Here is a 17,003-nt window from a genome sequence, read left to right on the forward strand (position 1 = left end):
CACATCCCTACTTCCTACATCAGTTGATATGGTTGCATGTCAACAGTTATCAGCAAATCATCTTTTTTGATCTCGTCATCAAATTGTCGAATAATTTTTCGAATCAAATTCCGTAACTGGGGTTCATGCTTGTATTTTACCATGCATTGGTAACGATATCTATCTTTCACCCGGGCAACCGGAGACGGGGTTGGACCCAGAATAATCGTTTTGTTATTTACATGCTGCATGAACAGCTGCACGATTTTTTGCGTTGTTTGCACCGCCTTCACTCGGTTCTGGTGAGACACTGTCAATAATGCTAGAAAAACATATGGCGGGTATTGAAATGTTCGACGTGTGTTCATTTCCGTCTGATAAAATTGCAGATAATCATACGCGCTGGCAAGCTCAATGCTATAATGGTCTGGTGTATATGTCTGTACGACTACTTCACCGGGCAATTCATGTCTTCCCGCCCTGCCACTTACCTGTGTTAACAATTGGAACGTTTTTTCCGATGCCCTGAAATCAGGCAAATGCAACATGGAATCCGCGGTTAACACCCCAACCAATGTGACATTTTCAAAATCAAGTCCTTTGGCAATCATTTGCGTTCCTAATAAAATATCTGCTTGTTGATTGGCAAATTGGGTTAATAGTTTTTCATGCGCCCCTTTTCTTCTCGTCGTATCAACATCCATTCTGATTACCCTCGCTTCTGGAATCAGCTGTGTCAGCGCTTCTTCTACCCGTTGTGTACCTGTGCCAAAGTAGCGAATCAAATCACTATTGCATTCCGGACAGACCGTGGGCATTTTTTCCTCATACGAACAATAGTGGCATTTTAATTGATTACTATTTTTATGATAGGTCAGAGCAATATCGCAATGCGGACATTCCTTTACATGCCCACATTCCCGGCACATGACAAAAGTGGAATAACCCCGGCGATTTAACAGCAGCACGACTTGTTCTTTCTTGGTGATTGCTTGTTCAATTTTCTCCTTCAAATCACGAGAAAACATTGTCCGATTGCCTGCATGCAGTTCATTTCGCATATCAACGATCTGTACATCCGGCATCCCTTTATCATTCGTCCGTTTCGTTAATGAGGCGAGCTTGTACACCCCTTTTTGCGCCCGGGCATAGGACTCCAGTGTTGGCGTTGCACTTCCCAAGATAACCGGGCAATGATGATTGTTGCCCCGATAAATAGCTACATCTCTAGCATGATAACGCGGCTGGTCTTCCTGCTTGTAACTTGTTTCATGTTCTTCGTCAATAATGATAATCCCAATATTCTCAAATGGGGCGAATATTGCTGATCGAGCACCAACAACAACCTGAACTTCTTTTTGTTGAATCTTACGCCATTCATCATACTTCTCACCGCTTGACAACCCACTATGCATAACGGCGACATGCCGCCCAAACCGTCCTTTAAACCGATGAACCATTTGTGGAGTCAAGGAAATTTCCGGTACGAGAACAATGGCTTCCTTCCCCTTTTCAATCACATCCTGAATCGACTGTAAATAGATTTCAGTCTTTCCGCTGCCAGTGACACCATGCAGCAAGAAAACATCATGCTTATTTTCGGCAATTGCAAGTTTGATCGGTTCTATGGCTTGTTGCTGCTCACCGGTCAGTGTAAGTGCACTTGTATGGACAATGTGCTCGTCATCATACGGATTACGAAAAACCTCCATCTTTTTTGAGGTTAATAACCTTTTCTCCATCAATTTTGTTACAGTTTGAGGAGTAGTATTCAACCGTTTTACTAGTTTTGTTTGTTCCACCTGCTCTGGATACTCCACAAAAAACCGCAATAACTCCCGCTGTTTAGCAGCATTTTTAGGCAGGTCATGGATGGCTTCCTCCAGCAAATATGTTTCCTTTGCAGGGCTAATCATCGTCACATATTTTTTGGTTATTTTGGATTTGACCAAATAATTAACCATGATATCCCCGTCCTGGATCGCATTTTGGACATGGGCATAGCGAATATTACGATTCGTCAATTCTTCATACCCGATCACATCTCGTCCAGCAAAGATTGCCTCTAAATCCGGTTGTAATACTGCATCGGTTAAACGAACAAGATCCTTTTTATACTGCGATTTCAATACTTGTGGCAGCATTGCCTGATAGGTTGTAATATAAAGACTCAACGTTTCATCGGCAAGCCATTTGCCCAATTCAAGCAACTCTGAAGTCAAGACTGGGGTTAAATCAAGAATGTCAATAATTTCTTTAAGTCCTTTAAACGATGATTCTTCAGCGCGACCAACAACATACCCCATGATTTTCCTGGGACCAAAGGGAACAACGACTCGCATGCCATTTTTTAGGATATCCATAAACCGGTCCGGAATGAGATAATCAAAGGTTTGGTTGATCGACCCTGCTGGAACATCAACAATTACTTTCGCTATCTTCACCGTGGATCATCCTTCATATCGCGAGTAATGAACCCCAAGATTTTGTCGGCCATATCCCGTTTCGAGGACAGCGCCATCTCTTTTTTTTGCATCCGTTTATTGACATAGGTTGCAATATTTGTGTCACCGGAAAAACCAGCACCCTCTGCCGATAAATCATTAATCACAATGGCATCCAAATGCTTTTTTCGTAATTTATTCATCCCATAGTCGAGAGCATTGGTTGTTTCCGCTGCAAATCCAACTATAAATTGCCCTGTTTTTTCTTCACCTAATGATTGCAAGATATCCTTTGTCCGTTCCATCTCAATCTGCCAGATTCCATCCTGCTTCTTCATTTTCTTATCATAAACTTGTTTGGGACGGTAGTCGGCTACGGCAGCGGCCTTGATAACAATATCACTTTCCGGAAAAAACCGATGCATTGCTTGAAACATCTCTTCAGCCGAGGTAACGTCGACCCGTTGAATGGCTGGGTGTGTGGTAATCTCTTGTGTTGGTCCTGCTACAAGGGTAACCACTGCGCCTTGTTCCGCTGCCGCTTCAGCTACCGCAAATCCCATCTTTCCAGATGAATAATTCGTGAAATAACGTACCGGATCAATTTGCTCCCTCGTTGGTCCGGCAGAAATTAATACTTTTTTATCTTGCAGTATACCGTTTTTAATTTGGTGGTTGGCAACAACTTCGATAATACTCTCTGGTTCCTCCAGCCGACCCTTTCCAACATAACCACAAGCTAAATAGCCTGCCCCCGGTTCAATAAAGTGGTAACCCCATGCTTCAAGCTGCTGCATATTTTGAATGACCGCTGGATGGGCATACATATGCACATTCATGGCCGGAGCAATATATACAGGTGCTTGAGTTGCCAGTAATGTGGTGGATACCATTTCATCCGCAATACCCTGTGCAAGCTTCGCAATAATGTTTGCTGTAGCAGGTGCAATAATGACAATGTCTGCCCAATCAGCAACATCAATGTGCGCAATTTTTGTGACATCTTTTTCATCAAATGTATCGGTATATACGGGGTTTCTTGACAATGCTTGAAATGTTAATGGGGACACAAATCGGGTCGCATGTTCCGTCATCATTACTTTTACGTTGGCCCCTTCTTGCGTTAGTTTACTTGTTAACGTACACGCCTTATAGGCAGCAATTCCCCCGGAAACTGCTAAAAGAACATTCTTATTCTGTATCATCTATAAAGGCCCCTTTCAGGTTTCATTCTGCATCTTAAATGTACCATTATCATACAGAATTAATAGTTCATAAAACAAACAATACCCCCGCAAAAAAGAAAAGCGAGGGCATTTTATATTCGTCATCCATCAAATACAAAGTAAACCATTTTAGTAAACGGAAAACTTACAATTTGATTTTTATCCCATCTTAACGGGCAATAAGACTCCCGCTCCTTGCGATGAAACCAAGAGATAAGTAGGAGTTTAACTTCCCGTAAAAGTTCGGGTATGCAAGCAGGTCACAAAGAACAGGACGTTGCGTCTTTAGCCCTTGATCTTCTATTTCATCGGGGAAAAAGTGCCCCACTGATGAAGTTTCACTTTACTCAGTGACGGTTTCTTCCGTTTCTTTTACAGTTAACTTACCGGCTTGTATTTCTTCCAGCGCCATGCCAACAAATTTATCCGATTTCGGGTTTTCCACTTGGCAGTCTGCATTATGACGCATTTCTCTGGCACGTCTTGCTGAAAGGATAACCAGTGTATATTTTGATCGAATTTTCTCCTGCAGTGCATCAATTGATGGGTCTAACATCATGCTCAATCATCCTCCAATAATTGCTTATATTGTTTCTCAATTCGTTCCCGCCTCAAATGCTCGCTCTGAATAATTGCCTTTATTTTCCTTACCGCATGATCAACCTGGTCATTGACGACGACATAATCATAGGCATCCATCATTTCAATTTCATCGCGTGCCGCTTTCAACCGGTTTAATACGAGTTCTTCCGTCTCTGTTCCACGGCTAACAATGCGATTCTTCAATTCTTCCAAGCTTGGCGGAAATAGAAAAATGAACACCCCTTCTGGGAAATTTTCCTTCACCTGTAATGCTCCCTGAACTTCTATTTCCAAGAAAACATCATGTCCCGCGTCCAGTGTTTCTTCCACATATGCGCGTGGTGTTCCATAATAGTTGTTAACGTATTTTGCATATTCCAGTAGTTGATTTTGACGAATTAATGCTTCAAATTCAGCATTTGTTTTATAAAAATAATCAACCCCATTCGTTTCGCCAGGGCGTTTTTCTCTGGTTGTCATGGAAATAGAGTATCTTAATTCGGTATCATGTTGAAATAATTGCTTTCTTACTGTACCTTTCCCAACACCAGATGGTCCCGAGAGAACAAACAAAATCCCTTTCTCTTCTATCAAAACTCCGTAACCTCCTATTTTATCCCGCTAACAGGCAGTAAAACCCCACTTCAAAGTTTTCAGGTAGATCCCAAAAAGATAAGTAGGGGGATCAACTGCCCCGTTAAGGTCCGATTCTGTTCAAACTAACATTCAGTGGAGGAGGTAGGAACCCTCACTGAATGAAGTTCCACTTTATTCATCTGAATCTTCTTCATGGCTCAGCACTCGCTGACCTACTGTTTCCGGCTGGACCGCGGATAATACAACATGGTCACTATCCGTTATGATAACAGCTCTTGTTCTGCGTCCATATGTTGCATCTACTAGTTTGTTGTTATCCCGGGCTACGGTAATAATTCGCTTGATCGGCGCGGACTCTGGCGATACAATCGAGATAATCCGGTTAGCCGAGACAACATTTCCAAATCCAATATTAATTAAACGTAAATTCAAACTGGTTCCCCCTTCAGCAGTTCTCCATCTTGTCTTCTCGCATGAAATTGATCCAATCCGGAACAATTTTTGTATAATATAACTAGTATAGGGATAATGGAGGGCAAAATACAAGCGATTACTCTATATTTTGAATTTGTTCTTTCATTTTCTCCAATTCGCTCTTGATTGATACTACCCATTCACTGATTTTCGGGTCTGTGGACTTGGCGCCAATCGTATTTGTTTCCCGCTGCATCTCTTGCAGGATAAAATCTAATCGTCTACCTATTTCTGTTTCACGTTCGATCGTCGTAAAGAAGTGGTTCATGTGACTAAACAATCTGGTGACCTCTTCAGTAATATCACCTTTTTCCGCCAACAACGCAATTTCCTGGTACATCCGGCTATTGTCTGTCTCAATCTTATTATTGATATAGGCTTCAATCCGCTGCTGAATCCGTTCACGATAAGCATCCGTCACTCGTCCTCTTCGTGTCTGCAATGACCCAACTAATTCCTTGACGCCATGCATCCGCTCCATAATATCAGCAAACAGTTTTTCACCCTCCGCTTCTCGCATTGCCAAAAGCTCTAAGCAAGCTTTTTCAGTACATGTTTCTATTTTTTCCAATAAGAGACTGGAATTCTCCGTTGTTTGCTGGACCGAAAACAACTCCGGTATGGATAGCAACAGGCTCATCGGAATTTCGTCTGATAGCTGATAGCGCGTTTTAATTTGCTTGAGCTGTTCCATATACTGATCCAATAACTTCCAATCTGTTTCCAAGGTTTTCCCAATAGCACCCGTCCCGCCAATGTTAAGTATGAGTTCAATTCGCCCCCGGGCAAAATATGTACGAATGGTTTCCTTCAATTTTTCCTCCAAGAATAAAAAGGTTTGTGGAATCTTCAGCTGGACATCCAGAAAACGATGATTGACGCTTTTAATCTCAATTGTAACGACCGTACTCTCGAGCTGAAGAACACTTCTACCATACCCCGTCATACTTCTTACCATACGATCACATCCAATCCATCCATTTATTATAACAATCGAAGTGAAAAAATAAAACCTCCATCTGAAATGATGAAGGTTTTACATCGTTACTTTTTGGTGAATCCGAATAATACCGTCGGCAAAAAACTGAGAAAAATAATCAGCAGCCAATCATTTAGTCCAAGCGCAATGGTATGGAATATAGGCTGTAAAGGTTCTAAATAAATGACAACAAGCAGCAGCAACAAGGAAGAAAGGACAGCCAATACTAAATAGATATTTTCAAATGGATTCCGAGCAAACACCGAGTTTTCGCTGCGACAATCAAAAACATGAATCAACTGCGCCATAACCAGAGTTGTAAACGCAACGGTTTGGCCATGAACAAGTTGACCTGAATTATTATGGTAGGTAACCATAAACGCAATCAGGGTTACCACACCAATCAAGATACCCCTAGAAATAATTTTAAAACCAAGCCCCCTGGCAAACACACCCTCCCTTGGGTTTCGTGGTGCATGCCGCATGACATCTTGTTCCGGCTTATCCAATCCAAGGGCCATCGCGGGCAGTCCATCCGTAACTAGGTTTACCCACAATATTTGTACAGGAACAAGGGGTAGTGGCAAGGCAAGCAGCATCGCAAAAAACATAACGAGAATCTCACCAACGTTGGAAGCAAGCAAGTAACGAATAAACTTACGAATGTTCTCATAAATATTACGACCTTCTTGGATTGCTGCTTTAATGGTCGCAAAATTATCATCCATCAAAATTAACGAGGATGCTTCCTTGGTCACATCAGTGCCGGCTTGTCCCATACTAATCCCAATGTTGCTTGCTTTAATAGCTGGAGCATCGTTTACTCCATCACCCGTCATCGCCACGATATGTCCTTTTTCCTGAAACGCTTCAACGATTTTTAACTTATGCTCTGGTGTGACCCGGGCAAAAACATACACCTGGTCAATGATATCACGCAATTCTTCTGTCGACATTTGATTTAACTGGGTTCCATCAAGGACAAGGCCATTCGCTGGAAGTAACTGCAAGTTTTCTGCAATGGCTTTTGCCGTTTTTACATGATCCCCAGTTATCATCACTGTCTTGATCCCCGCATCCCGGCACTCAGCAATCGCCTGTTTCACTTCTTTTCGTGGTGGATCAATCATGCCATATAATCCAATCAAGGTTAATTCGTTTTCGATAAAAGCAGTATCCGTTATGTCCTGCTTGGTTAACGGCTTGATCCCAATTGCGATCGTTCGAAGTGCCTGTTTAGCCATATCGTTGATCGCCATCTCAAACTGCTGCTGGTCTTTTTGTTTCAGTAATCGTTTACCGTCTTTTCCCAGAACAAACGATGCGCGTGGAAGTAATACATCTGGTGCCCCTTTGGTAATAATAAATTGACGATTGTTTTTATCCTCGACAATGACACTCATGCGTTTACGTTCCGAATCAAATGGGATTTCCTTAATTATCTTGAAATTATCCTGTTCCGGTTTTAGACCCATTTTTCGAGCTGCAACCAGTAAAGCACCATCTGTTGGATCCCCGTCCACATAATATTTTCCTTTTTTGACCCGTAAGTCAGCATGATTACACAACGCTCCATAGCTGAGCATGGAGGCTAAATTCGGGAATGTGTCATCGACTTTCGATTGATCAAGGAAGAATTCTCCCTGTATGTCGTACCCGTCCCCGGTCACATACAGGTGGCGGCCATTTAAGAAAATAGATTTTACGGTCATTTGGTTTTCTGTCATTGTACCTGTTTTATCCGAACAAATAACCGAAGCACAACCTAACGTTTCAACCGCCGACAATTTGCGAACAATAGCCTTTTTACGAATCATTCGCTGAACCCCTAAGGAAAGGGCAACCGTTACGATAGCAGGAAGACCCTCTGGAATTGCTGCAACAGCCAGGGAAACACCAGCTAAAAACATATTATAGAGGGGGTGTCCGTGATAGACACCAATAATAACGACCAATGCGGTTAGTGCTAATGCAACAAATATCAATATTTTACCTAGTTCAGCCAGCTTATTTTCCAGTGGCGTAGCTATTTTCTTCGTCTTTACCATTAGAGAAGCGATTTGCCCCATCACCGTATTCATGCCTGTCCCAACTACAATTCCAGTCGCATGTCCCCTAGTGACAAGGGTTCCCATAAATGCTATATTGCGTTGATCCTGAGGGTCCAAATGATCCTGCATCAACGTTTGTGCATGCTTTGTGACTGGCAGTGATTCACCAGTGAGTGCAGACTCTTCCGTTTCCATACTTGCTGACTTAATAATCCTTACATCAGCTGGCACCCGATCCCCACTTGACAAGCGGATAACATCACCAACCACAATTTCCTGTGACGCGATGCGGACCCACTCCCCATCGCGCAGAACAGTGGCAACCGGTGCTGACAGTTCTTTTAATTTGGCAAGCGAATTTTCCGCCTTTTGTTCCTGAAAAAAACCAATCAATCCATTGACAAGGACAATGACCATGATGGCAATGGCATCGACAAATTCGCCTAATAATCCAGCAATTAAGGTTGCAGCGAGTAAGACAATAACCATAAAGTCCTGGAATTGTTTTAACAATAACAACAGCTTGGATGTACGCTGCTCCTCTTGTAAAACATTGGGACCGAATTTTTGCCGGCGCTCGTCAACTTGCTTTACAGGTAAACCTTTATCAATTATTACATTTACGTGCTTTCCAACTTGATCTACATCTAACTGATACCATTTCATCGTAACAACCTCCACATTCACCTGCATATGTTTTTCCTAAAAAATATGATACGTACTTTTTACATGTTGCTAGCATCCTTTAAAAGGCTTCACATCAACCCATATTCATTTCTATGCAGACTTGTCCCGAAACATGCTATAATAACTTATTGAGGTGATCGAATGCCATTTGATGGAATTGTAACAAGAGCCGTAACAGAAGAATTAAAAACATGTACCATACCGGGAAGGGTAGCTAAAATCTATCAGCCAACCGAGACAGAACTTGTGCTCACCATACGCAGCCAAGGGAAAAATCATGCATTATTATTATCTATTCATCCAACCTATGCCAGATTACATGTAACTGCCGATGATTATACCAATCCAAAAGAACCTCCGATGTTTTGTATGCTGCTACGTAAGCATTTAACAGGAGCAACACTTGAATCCATTGAACAAGATGGCATGGAACGGATTGTCACATTCACCTTTAAAACACGTAATGAAATCGGGGATATTGCCTATAAGACCCTGATTATGGAGCTGATGGGGAAACATAGTAACGTCATGCTAGTCGATCAAGAAAAGGGACATATTATTGATAGTCTAAAACACGTCTCGTCCGCACAAAATAGTTACCGGACCATTCTTCCCGGGCAGCTGTACAAACTGCCACCGACCCAGGATAAGATAAATCCGCTTGAAATAAGCGGTGAGGATTTTATCAAGAAACTGGACTTTAATGCCGGGAAGCTGGAAAAACAGATCGTTCAAGTACTCGTTGGCTTTTCACCATTGCTTGCCAACGAATTAGTTCATCGGGCCAAGCTAGGTTCTGTAAACACCTATTTGGGCCGATTCACAGAAATACAAGATATAATTCGAGATAATCGCTACACACCGGCCATCTATCATGGTAAAAAAGAGGATTTCCATGTTGTGCCAATCACGCTCTACAAAACGCAACAGGAAACGTTTACCACTACGAACCAGATGCTTGATGCTTTTTACTCCGGTAAAGCCGAACGCGATCGTGTAAAACAGCGGGCCAAGGATTTGTATCGAATCATTAAAAATGAAAAAGACAAAAATGAACGGAAATTAAAAAAGCATGCACAAACATTGAAGAAGGCAGAAAATGCAGCAACTTACCAACGGCTTGGTGAACTGCTAACCGCAAATATGCATTTAGTTAAATTAGGAGATTCTCACGTTTCCGTGACTGATTATTACGATCCTGAACAAACGGAAATAACGATTGATCTTCATCCAAATAAAACGCCAAGTGAAAATGCGCAAAGCTTTTTTAAGACATATCAAAAATTAAAAACATCAAAACAAATGGTTGAAAAGGAAATTGCGAAAACAAACGACGAAATTGCTTACTTGGATGGACTGCTGCAACAGATTGATACTGCTCGTGAGGCGGATATTGAAGAAATTCGTGATGAGTTACGTGAGGAAGGGTATTTGAAAAGACAACGGCAGCATAAAAAATCGAACAAGCCCAAAAAACCGCAGCCTGAGGAATACCAATCTTCAGACGGGACACCTATCCTGGTCGGTAAAAATAATAAACAAAATGAATATGTAACCACGAAGTTAGCGCATCGCGACGATATTTGGCTGCATACGAAGGATATCCCCGGCTCGCATGTGATCATTCGCGATCGGGAGCCGAGCGAGGATACGTTACTTGAAGCGGCACAAATCGCTGCATACTTTAGCAAATCGCAAAGTTCTTCATCTGTACCTGTTGATTATACAACAATTCGGCATGTGAAAAAGCCAAATGGAGCGAAACCGGGTTATGTAACGTATGATAAGCAGAAGACGTTGTTTGTAACTCCTGATAAGACCGTAATTGACCATTTGCGGAAAAAGAAAAACGGATGATTATTAGAGTAATCATCCGTTTTTCTACCATCTTAGTATTTATTCAACAGCTTCCGGATTTAATGTCACATCAATATTTCCCCGTGTAGCTTTTGAATATGGACACGCTTGATGAGCATCTTCAACAAGCTGCTGGGCATCTTCAGGATTGACGCCTTTAATTTTCACATTCATTGTAACAGCAATTTTAAAGCCATTATCTTCCGGATCCTTGCAAAAGCTAACATCTGCAGTAGTTTCAGAATCAATTTTCTTATTTTGCTTGGATGCAACCAGATTTAGCGCCCCATCGAAACAAGCAGAATAAGCCGCCGCAAATAGCTGTTCCGGATTCGAGCCTTTAGCTTCTTTATTAGTTGCCGGATTAACTAGATTAAGATCAATTAAGCCATCACTTGACTTCACATGTCCATCGCGCCCGTTTTTGGCGGTTGCACTTGATGTAAATATAACATTACTCATCATTGAACACTCCTCATTTTAATGTCTTAACCATCACCTTACAGTTATCTGTTCCTCATTGTCCAAGCTATTAAACCTTATACAAATGTTTTTTCACTGATTAAAGAAATAAATCGGTCCACCTGAGGGAGTTTTCGTGTACCATCTTGATAACAGATCCATGTATCTCTGGTGACACTTTTTCCGTTCAATGTTAGATGAATATGCGGATATTCATCCATCAAATTGTCAGCCACACTCCCGGGAAGCACGGCCATCCCTAACCCTTCTTTCATAAAATGTTTACACGTTTCAATTTGATCCACCGTCATCGTCTTTACTGGTTTGATCTTATCCTGATGGTGATAAAGCCAGTTATCAACGGCTTCATGCATACTATCATCACTTTTAAATGAAATCAGCGGTCGCTCTTTTAAATGATTATCAGGAAATTCTTCCGTATCAAAAATGTAAAGCGGGTCGTCAAACAAACGTTGACATGTTGTTCCCTTTAACTTTTCGCCTCGAATAATACATACATGATAGTTTTTGTGGTCACGCTTTATTGCTTCACTTAAACCAGTAACCAGATCAATCGCAACTTTGGGGTAGATTCGTGTATATTCCGCTAAAATTGCGGGCAAAAAGCGTTGACTGATCAGGGAAGAACAAGCAATCGATAACGTTCCCTGCACATCATCACTAGACTGTGTCAATTCATTTTTAAATTGTTTCTCCGCTTCCACCACGTTTTTCGCATGCGCCAGAATTAACTCCCCGGCCGGGGTTGGCACAAGACTTTTGGATGTACGGATAAAGATCGTCTCCCCGAAATATTCTTCTATATATTTGAGCCTTTGCGTTACAGCCGGCTGTGAAATTAGAATAACTTTAGCCGTTTTGCGAATGGTGCCGATTTGATGTAGTTTTAGTAGTAAATCGTAATCCTCAATTCTCATCTTGATACCTCCAAAGGATAAAGTGAAACTTCATTCAGCGGGAGTTTTCGACGCACTCAGACGTGCTAGTGCAGGCGTCGCCACAGGACGTGGCGTTCCTATCCTGCCCTTTCTCCCCCGCTGAATGTTAGTTGATCAGAATCGGACCTTTACCCCACTTTTCTTTTTTCGTTCCACTTCAAAATCTTGAAGTGGGAGTCTTACTGCCCGTTAAAGCGGGATAATTATTTATTATTACCTTCGATTATAAATCAATATTTTACTTATTGCATTAAAAATCATATGCTAGTTGTAACAAGAATGAAAGAGGAGGGTATCATATGGATGAAAAAGATATCGTGAAACAAATTTTTTCTAAAAACAAAGCATCCTATATTACCAGCTCTACCCATGCAAACAAACAAGATTTACAGGAAATGATTAACTGGCTTGAGCCTGCATCAGAAATGAACGTGCTTGATATTGCAACAGGTGGCGGGCATGTTGCAAAACACTTGTCCCCTTATGTAGCCAAAGTGACTGCTACGGATTTAACAGAAGCAATGCTCACAAATACTGCATCCCATTTACAAGCATACAATAATATTACCTTTACGGTTGCGGATGCCGAGGATTTGCCTTTTGAAAACGATACGTTTGACATCGTTACGTGTCGGATTGCCGCACATCACTTTCCAAATCCGAAAGCGTTTCTAGCCGAAGTTGCACGCGTACTCACGCCGGCGGGGAAGTTCTTGTTGATCGATAACGTTGCACCGAACGAGCCAACTTTGGATCATTTTTACAATACCTTTGAAAAAATGCGTGATCCAAGCCATGTTCGTGCACGCTCGATTGCAGAATGGAAGAATATGTTTGAACACCAGCCCATGCGGATGATCAAGCAAACCTCACGTAAGAAAACCTTGCCATTTCAGGAATGGGCGAAACGGACGCTAGCTACAAAAGCAGAAGTCCAGCATGTGGAAAACTATTTAATGAATGCAATGAAATATATTCGCAACTATTTTCAAATAGATATCAAGAAAGGGCATATCCAATCTTTTGCGATTGATGAGTGGATGGTATTGTGTAAACAGGAAAACGAACAGTAATGGAGTACTGTTCGCTTTCCTTGTTATGGATTCTTCTTATACTTGATCTTTATGAATATGTCTCACCTTTTGACAGATTAACAGTGAACCGCCAACAAAAAGAAGTCCCCCTCCTGCCAATAGATAAATGAACATGTTTGTTGCCGTATTGGGTAATGTCGACCCATCTGCTGGGGGGCCATTTCCGCCAATAAACCCTTGGCTGGTAACTGCATCTGATTGATTATATTTTCCTTCAGCAACAAAATTAATTATGAATGCTGTTTGAAGACCTTGATAGTCATTTCCCAGTGTTTCAGGAAAATGAATGGTAAAGTCTAATGTTTCTTCATCCGATGCTGCCAAGAACCTTGAAGATAGACTGTTAAAATCAACCAACTTCCCATGATACAATTCTCCCTTCGTATCATGAACTTCTAACATGAGCTGATTAAATAATTTAACTGATCCTTTTGTGTTTTTTACCGTTGTTGTATAGTTAAAATCTTGCAGCCCATTATTTTGGATATCAATGGATCTTGAAGCCCAGTCACCTGGCTTCATGTTATCTATATCAAATAAATAGGAACGTGGTTGTATTCCGATATCAATCTCTGAAGATGAATCCTCTGATCCGTAGACGGTCATACAAGGAAGAACAAACGCACATATCATAACAATTACAGCGATAACTAATATTTGTATTCGTTTCAACAGCTATCCACTCCCTTATCGGCTTCTGTCTGATTTTCTAATTAGAAGCCTCTGCTTGCTCCTCCAATTGTTCTTGTTTTTTACGGGTTGGGTTCTCGATCTCGGACAAGGCCTTCCAAATAGTGAATATCGCATATCCTAGCAATAAGATCCCTGGTACCAGCAATAGAAATGCACCATTTTTAGATTGGGCAAAGTGAATAAAATAGCCAATATATGGGATTGTAAAGCCGCTATATTCTGCTTTCACATTTTCAGCTAAAACCGGCTCGAGATCTGGCGCATTATTGTTATCCCCTTTTGTTTGATAAATATTGCCATCCCCACTTTTTGTCACATCGACAATCCGGTGGGTAATCAATGTCTCCTCGTCAGCCATAAAGGTAATCACATCACCCTTTTTAAACCGACCCATGTCTCCTCCAGGTTTAACCGCAATAATAGATCCTGTCTTGATACCAGGCTCCATTGATCCAGACAAAACTGTCTTTAATTGATAGCCCAGAATTTCCGGTTCTCCTCCAGATGCCTTTGAAATAATTACTATTGATAACATTCCAATTAATAAGGCAAAAAGAATGATTGTAATCAAGTGGTTCATCCATTTCCATATTTTTTTGCCTACTGTTTTATTCATCTGTCTCATCCTTTCCGTCTTTTCCAGGCTGCATTTCTTTCGTATTTGATTGCTCTTTTGGCTTTTTTATGGTTGCTTCGGATGATTCCTCATCTGCGATTTTCTTATTATCTTCTTTTTCCTCCGTCTTGTTATCGGGATCTGAGGAGTTTTTCTCCGCCTGTTGTTTTTCTTGGCCATTTATTTGTTCCGATTCTTTTTGGTCAGCTTTGGATTTGTTACCATTGGCGTTTTCAGTTTTTGGTTTATTTGCCGAAGTATCTGTTTTGTGCTTTTGCTGATCTTTTTCTTTCGTTGTCGAATCCGTCTGTTTCTCTTCCATTTTATCCTCGACACACTTTACGGTTACTGTTTTACTCCAAATAGCATGTCTTGAATCATCGTTATCTTTATACCCAGGCCGTTGAAAGACTTTAAATATGTAAGAACCTGGATTTTTAACATGGATTGATAAACTGGTTGTTTCGCCTTCTTTTATCGGATTGATAGAGCCTTTCGTAACTTCCTTTCCATCTTTTCGGGGGTTACCCTTTTTCGTGTAATAAACTTCATATTCAGTTGTTCCAATCATGGTAAATCCGTTGTTTTTCAATTGGACAGTGATATTAGTTGGTGAACAGGACTTCACTTTTTGTGGCGATTTTCCGGTAAAATCCAAATCGCTTTGATCCCACCATTCTCCCACCTGAATTACTGGTTTATCCATTGCTTGATTGTTAAAATACGCTTTTGTGCCAGAGGTTAAATAACTGCTTGTAAAAATGATTAAATAAAATACGGCCATTAGTTTCATCGTCATCATTAACTTTTTTGGCTTTTTAAACTTATGTAGACGACTCATACGCAAGAAAAATCCCCCCCCATTTTTCAAACTTACTATGGAATTTTATAAATACACGCAAAGACATTTTGAACTACTATTTGTATGTATTTATAAAATAGGGAGGTTATGCACCCTCCCTATCCACCTTACTAATTTATCTTGATTCACCTTTTGTTTGTTTAGCATCAAAGGTCCATTCGAGTTCCAACTTATCCCCTTGGAATTCATTTTGATCCTTCCCATTATTGACAAATTCAAATTGGACGTAGAAATTATCAGAGGTCCCAGCTTTTAGCCCACTTTTTTCACCAAACACCGACCAGATTTTCTTTTGTACTGCATCAGGTGCCGTTCCTTTTAAATCTGCAAGCTTTGTTGAATAGATGATGTCATTGGGTTGAATAATTCCACTTTTATCTATGTTTTGTAGGAAATTAACCTTAATGTGCTCAGCAAAATCTTCTGTATTATCTCCCTTCTTATCGATTACATTATAGTCTGTAGTTAGAAGTACTTTCGAAATATCTAATGAGCCATCATTTTTTAGCTTGAACGTACGATTCATCCAATCCCCTGGCTTCAAATTATCCACGTCAATAATTGTTGTAGGTTTTACCGATAAATCTAATGTACCGGCGGCAAATGCATTATTCGTCGTTTCAGTATCATTAAAATAAGCAAAAGTTCCTCCACCAATCAAACTCACAGCCAGTGCTCCAGTTGCAATACCCATTCCCAATTTCTTTTTAATTCCCATTCTCGTTTCCTCCCTGTAATGAATAATTTTTTTGGACTCCTACGCTAGAGACAAAAATCCGTTATATTCTTAATAAAGAACAATAATATAAAACTTAATTCATTTTCTCCCTCCTCTTTTAGCGCTAGGCTTTATGTATTTTTGTTCTTTATCAAGAACCTACGATTCTGAGTATATGACATTAGTCTCATTTTGCAAAAGCGCAAATTCGGCCGTTTTTACATTATTAAGAACAAAATGCGTTCGTTATCTCGTTATATCTTCTTTTTACGTACAATTTCTAAACTTTTTAAAGAACTAAATGTACTTTATAATGAACAAAGAACAATTTTTATATACAAATCAATAAGGAGACTATGCCTATGATTGGGGGAAAATTAAAAAAGCTTAGGCAAGAAAGGGGATATTCACTAACTAGACTCGCAAAAGAAGCCGGAGTTTCAAAGTCATATTTAAGCTACCTGGAGCGGGATTTGCGGGAGAATCCATCATTGCAAACCCTTGAAAAAGTTGCTAATACACTAAATGTTTCACTTGACAATCTGCTGGAAACTAAGAGGAAGGAAAATAATAATTCAGATGATCTTCATCATGAGTTCATGGATCTGTTCAAACTTGTGGTCGGTGAGGAAGGAATTAGTAAAGGAGACCTGAGTGAATTTCGTGAATTTATGAAGTTCAAAAACTGGCAGATTACCAACAAAAAATAAAGAAAAATCAAGA

The 17,003-nt window shown here is 40.6% G+C and carries 16 protein-coding genes; 3 read left to right on the forward strand and 13 right to left on the reverse strand.

Features of this window, described 5'->3' with window-relative positions; translation table 11 throughout:
* Nucleotides 1-14: 14 nt before the first annotated feature.
* The 7 genes from priA to WMZ97_RS02530 all read right to left on the reverse strand — a co-directional run bounded on the left by priA (nt 15) and on the right by WMZ97_RS02530 (nt 8,998).
* A complete protein-coding gene (gene priA, locus WMZ97_RS02500) occupies nt 15-2,423 on the reverse strand; it encodes a primosomal protein N' (protein ID WP_343270479.1) in 2,409 nt (802 codons plus the stop codon).
* Nucleotides 2,420-3,628, reverse strand: a complete 1,209-nt coding sequence (coaBC, locus tag WMZ97_RS02505) for a bifunctional phosphopantothenoylcysteine decarboxylase/phosphopantothenate--cysteine ligase CoaBC (RefSeq protein ID WP_343270480.1) — start codon at nt 3,626-3,628, stop codon at nt 2,420-2,422. Before coaBC ends, priA begins: the two co-directional genes overlap by 4 nt.
* 364 nt (nt 3,629-3,992) lie before the next feature.
* On the reverse strand, nt 3,993-4,208 hold the full coding sequence (gene rpoZ, locus WMZ97_RS02510) for a DNA-directed RNA polymerase subunit omega (protein ID WP_343270481.1): 216 nt from the start codon (nt 4,206-4,208) through the stop codon (nt 3,993-3,995).
* A 2-nt stretch (nt 4,209-4,210) separates the two neighbouring features.
* Nucleotides 4,211-4,825 (reverse strand): guanylate kinase, encoded by a 615-nt coding sequence (gene gmk, locus WMZ97_RS02515; protein ID WP_343270482.1) that lies wholly within the window; start codon nt 4,823-4,825, stop codon nt 4,211-4,213.
* Nucleotides 4,826-4,999: 174 nt separating this feature from the next.
* Nucleotides 5,000-5,260: an extracellular matrix/biofilm regulator RemA gene (gene remA / locus WMZ97_RS02520; RefSeq protein ID WP_269409293.1), complete on the reverse strand. Its 261-nt coding sequence runs from the start codon at nt 5,258-5,260 to the stop codon at nt 5,000-5,002.
* 118 nt (nt 5,261-5,378) lie between these two features.
* Nucleotides 5,379-6,260 carry a YicC/YloC family endoribonuclease gene (locus WMZ97_RS02525; RefSeq protein ID WP_343270483.1) on the reverse strand — a complete coding sequence of 294 codons (882 nt, stop codon included), beginning with the start codon at nt 6,258-6,260 and terminating at the stop codon, nt 5,379-5,381.
* 86 nt (nt 6,261-6,346) lie between these two features.
* Nucleotides 6,347-8,998: a calcium-translocating P-type ATPase, SERCA-type gene (locus WMZ97_RS02530; protein ID WP_343270484.1), complete on the reverse strand. Its 2,652-nt coding sequence runs from the start codon at nt 8,996-8,998 to the stop codon at nt 6,347-6,349.
* Nucleotides 8,999-9,160: 162 nt separating this feature from the next.
* Between WMZ97_RS02530 and WMZ97_RS02535 the strand changes: the two genes are divergently transcribed.
* Nucleotides 9,161-10,876 carry an Rqc2 family fibronectin-binding protein gene (locus tag WMZ97_RS02535; protein WP_343270485.1) on the forward strand — a complete coding sequence of 572 codons (1,716 nt, stop codon included), beginning with the start codon at nt 9,161-9,163 and terminating at the stop codon, nt 10,874-10,876.
* 39 nt (nt 10,877-10,915) lie between these two features.
* Here WMZ97_RS02535 and WMZ97_RS02540 read toward each other — a convergent pair whose 3' ends face one another.
* A complete protein-coding gene (locus WMZ97_RS02540; RefSeq protein ID WP_343270789.1) occupies nt 10,916-11,338 on the reverse strand; it encodes an organic hydroperoxide resistance protein in 423 nt (140 codons plus the stop codon).
* 77 nt (nt 11,339-11,415) lie between these two features.
* A complete protein-coding gene (locus WMZ97_RS02545) occupies nt 11,416-12,276 on the reverse strand; it encodes a LysR family transcriptional regulator (RefSeq protein ID WP_343270486.1) in 861 nt (286 codons plus the stop codon).
* 320 nt (nt 12,277-12,596) lie between these two features.
* On the opposite strand from WMZ97_RS02545, the gene WMZ97_RS02550 reads away from it, so the two are divergent.
* Nucleotides 12,597-13,370 carry a class I SAM-dependent methyltransferase gene (locus tag WMZ97_RS02550; RefSeq protein WP_343270487.1) on the forward strand — a complete coding sequence of 258 codons (774 nt, stop codon included), beginning with the start codon at nt 12,597-12,599 and terminating at the stop codon, nt 13,368-13,370.
* A gap of 36 nt (nt 13,371-13,406) precedes the next feature.
* Here WMZ97_RS02550 and WMZ97_RS02555 read toward each other — a convergent pair whose 3' ends face one another.
* From WMZ97_RS02555 to WMZ97_RS02570, 4 genes are all read right to left on the reverse strand, one after another.
* Entirely contained in the window at nt 13,407-14,063 is a 657-nt protein-coding gene (locus tag WMZ97_RS02555; RefSeq protein WP_343270488.1) for a TasA family protein, read from the reverse strand.
* A gap of 37 nt (nt 14,064-14,100) precedes the next feature.
* Nucleotides 14,101-14,700 (reverse strand): signal peptidase I SipW, encoded by a 600-nt coding sequence (sipW, locus tag WMZ97_RS02560; protein WP_343270489.1) that lies wholly within the window; start codon nt 14,698-14,700, stop codon nt 14,101-14,103.
* Complete coding sequence (tapA, locus tag WMZ97_RS02565) at nt 14,693-15,541, reverse strand: amyloid fiber anchoring/assembly protein TapA (RefSeq protein WP_343270490.1); 849 nt, start codon at nt 15,539-15,541, stop codon at nt 14,693-14,695. The genes sipW and tapA overlap by 8 nt, the downstream gene beginning before the upstream one ends.
* Before the next feature lie 136 nt (nt 15,542-15,677).
* Nucleotides 15,678-16,280, reverse strand: a complete 603-nt coding sequence (locus WMZ97_RS02570) for a CalY family protein (RefSeq protein ID WP_343270491.1) — start codon at nt 16,278-16,280, stop codon at nt 15,678-15,680.
* A 362-nt stretch (nt 16,281-16,642) separates the two neighbouring features.
* Between WMZ97_RS02570 and WMZ97_RS02575 the strand changes: the two genes are divergently transcribed.
* Nucleotides 16,643-16,990, forward strand: coding sequence for a helix-turn-helix domain-containing protein (locus WMZ97_RS02575; protein ID WP_343270492.1), 348 nt, complete (start codon nt 16,643-16,645; stop codon nt 16,988-16,990).
* Nucleotides 16,991-17,003 lie beyond the last annotated feature (13 nt).

The organism is Lentibacillus songyuanensis (assembly GCF_039548255.1).
GTDB lineage: Bacteria > Bacillota > Bacilli > Bacillales > Amphibacillaceae > Lentibacillus_C > Lentibacillus_C songyuanensis.

Excerpts from the sequence above, each read along its gene's own strand:
- coaBC (WP_343270480.1), bottom strand. The coding sequence starts at position 3,628 with ATGATACAGAATAAGAATGTTCTTTTAGCAGTTTCCGGGGGAATTGCT.
- rpoZ (WP_343270481.1), bottom strand. The coding sequence starts at position 4,208 with ATGATGTTAGACCCATCAATTGATGCACTGCAGGAGAAAATTCGATCA.
- WMZ97_RS02525 (WP_343270483.1), bottom strand. The coding sequence starts at position 6,260 with ATGGTAAGAAGTATGACGGGGTATGGTAGAAGTGTTCTTCAGCTCGAG.
- WMZ97_RS02530 (WP_343270484.1), bottom strand. The coding sequence starts at position 8,998 with ATGAAATGGTATCAGTTAGATGTAGATCAAGTTGGAAAGCACGTAAAT.
- WMZ97_RS02535 (WP_343270485.1), top strand. The coding sequence starts at position 9,161 with ATGCCATTTGATGGAATTGTAACAAGAGCCGTAACAGAAGAATTAAAA.
- WMZ97_RS02540 (WP_343270789.1), bottom strand. The coding sequence starts at position 11,338 with ATGAGTAATGTTATATTTACATCAAGTGCAACCGCCAAAAACGGGCGC.
- WMZ97_RS02545 (WP_343270486.1), bottom strand. The coding sequence starts at position 12,276 with ATGAGAATTGAGGATTACGATTTACTACTAAAACTACATCAAATCGGC.
- WMZ97_RS02550 (WP_343270487.1), top strand. The coding sequence starts at position 12,597 with ATGGATGAAAAAGATATCGTGAAACAAATTTTTTCTAAAAACAAAGCA.
- sipW (WP_343270489.1), bottom strand. The coding sequence starts at position 14,700 with ATGAATAAAACAGTAGGCAAAAAAATATGGAAATGGATGAACCACTTG.
- tapA (WP_343270490.1), bottom strand. The coding sequence starts at position 15,541 with ATGAGTCGTCTACATAAGTTTAAAAAGCCAAAAAAGTTAATGATGACG.
- WMZ97_RS02570 (WP_343270491.1), bottom strand. The coding sequence starts at position 16,280 with ATGGGAATTAAAAAGAAATTGGGAATGGGTATTGCAACTGGAGCACTG.
- WMZ97_RS02575 (WP_343270492.1), top strand. The coding sequence starts at position 16,643 with ATGATTGGGGGAAAATTAAAAAAGCTTAGGCAAGAAAGGGGATATTCA.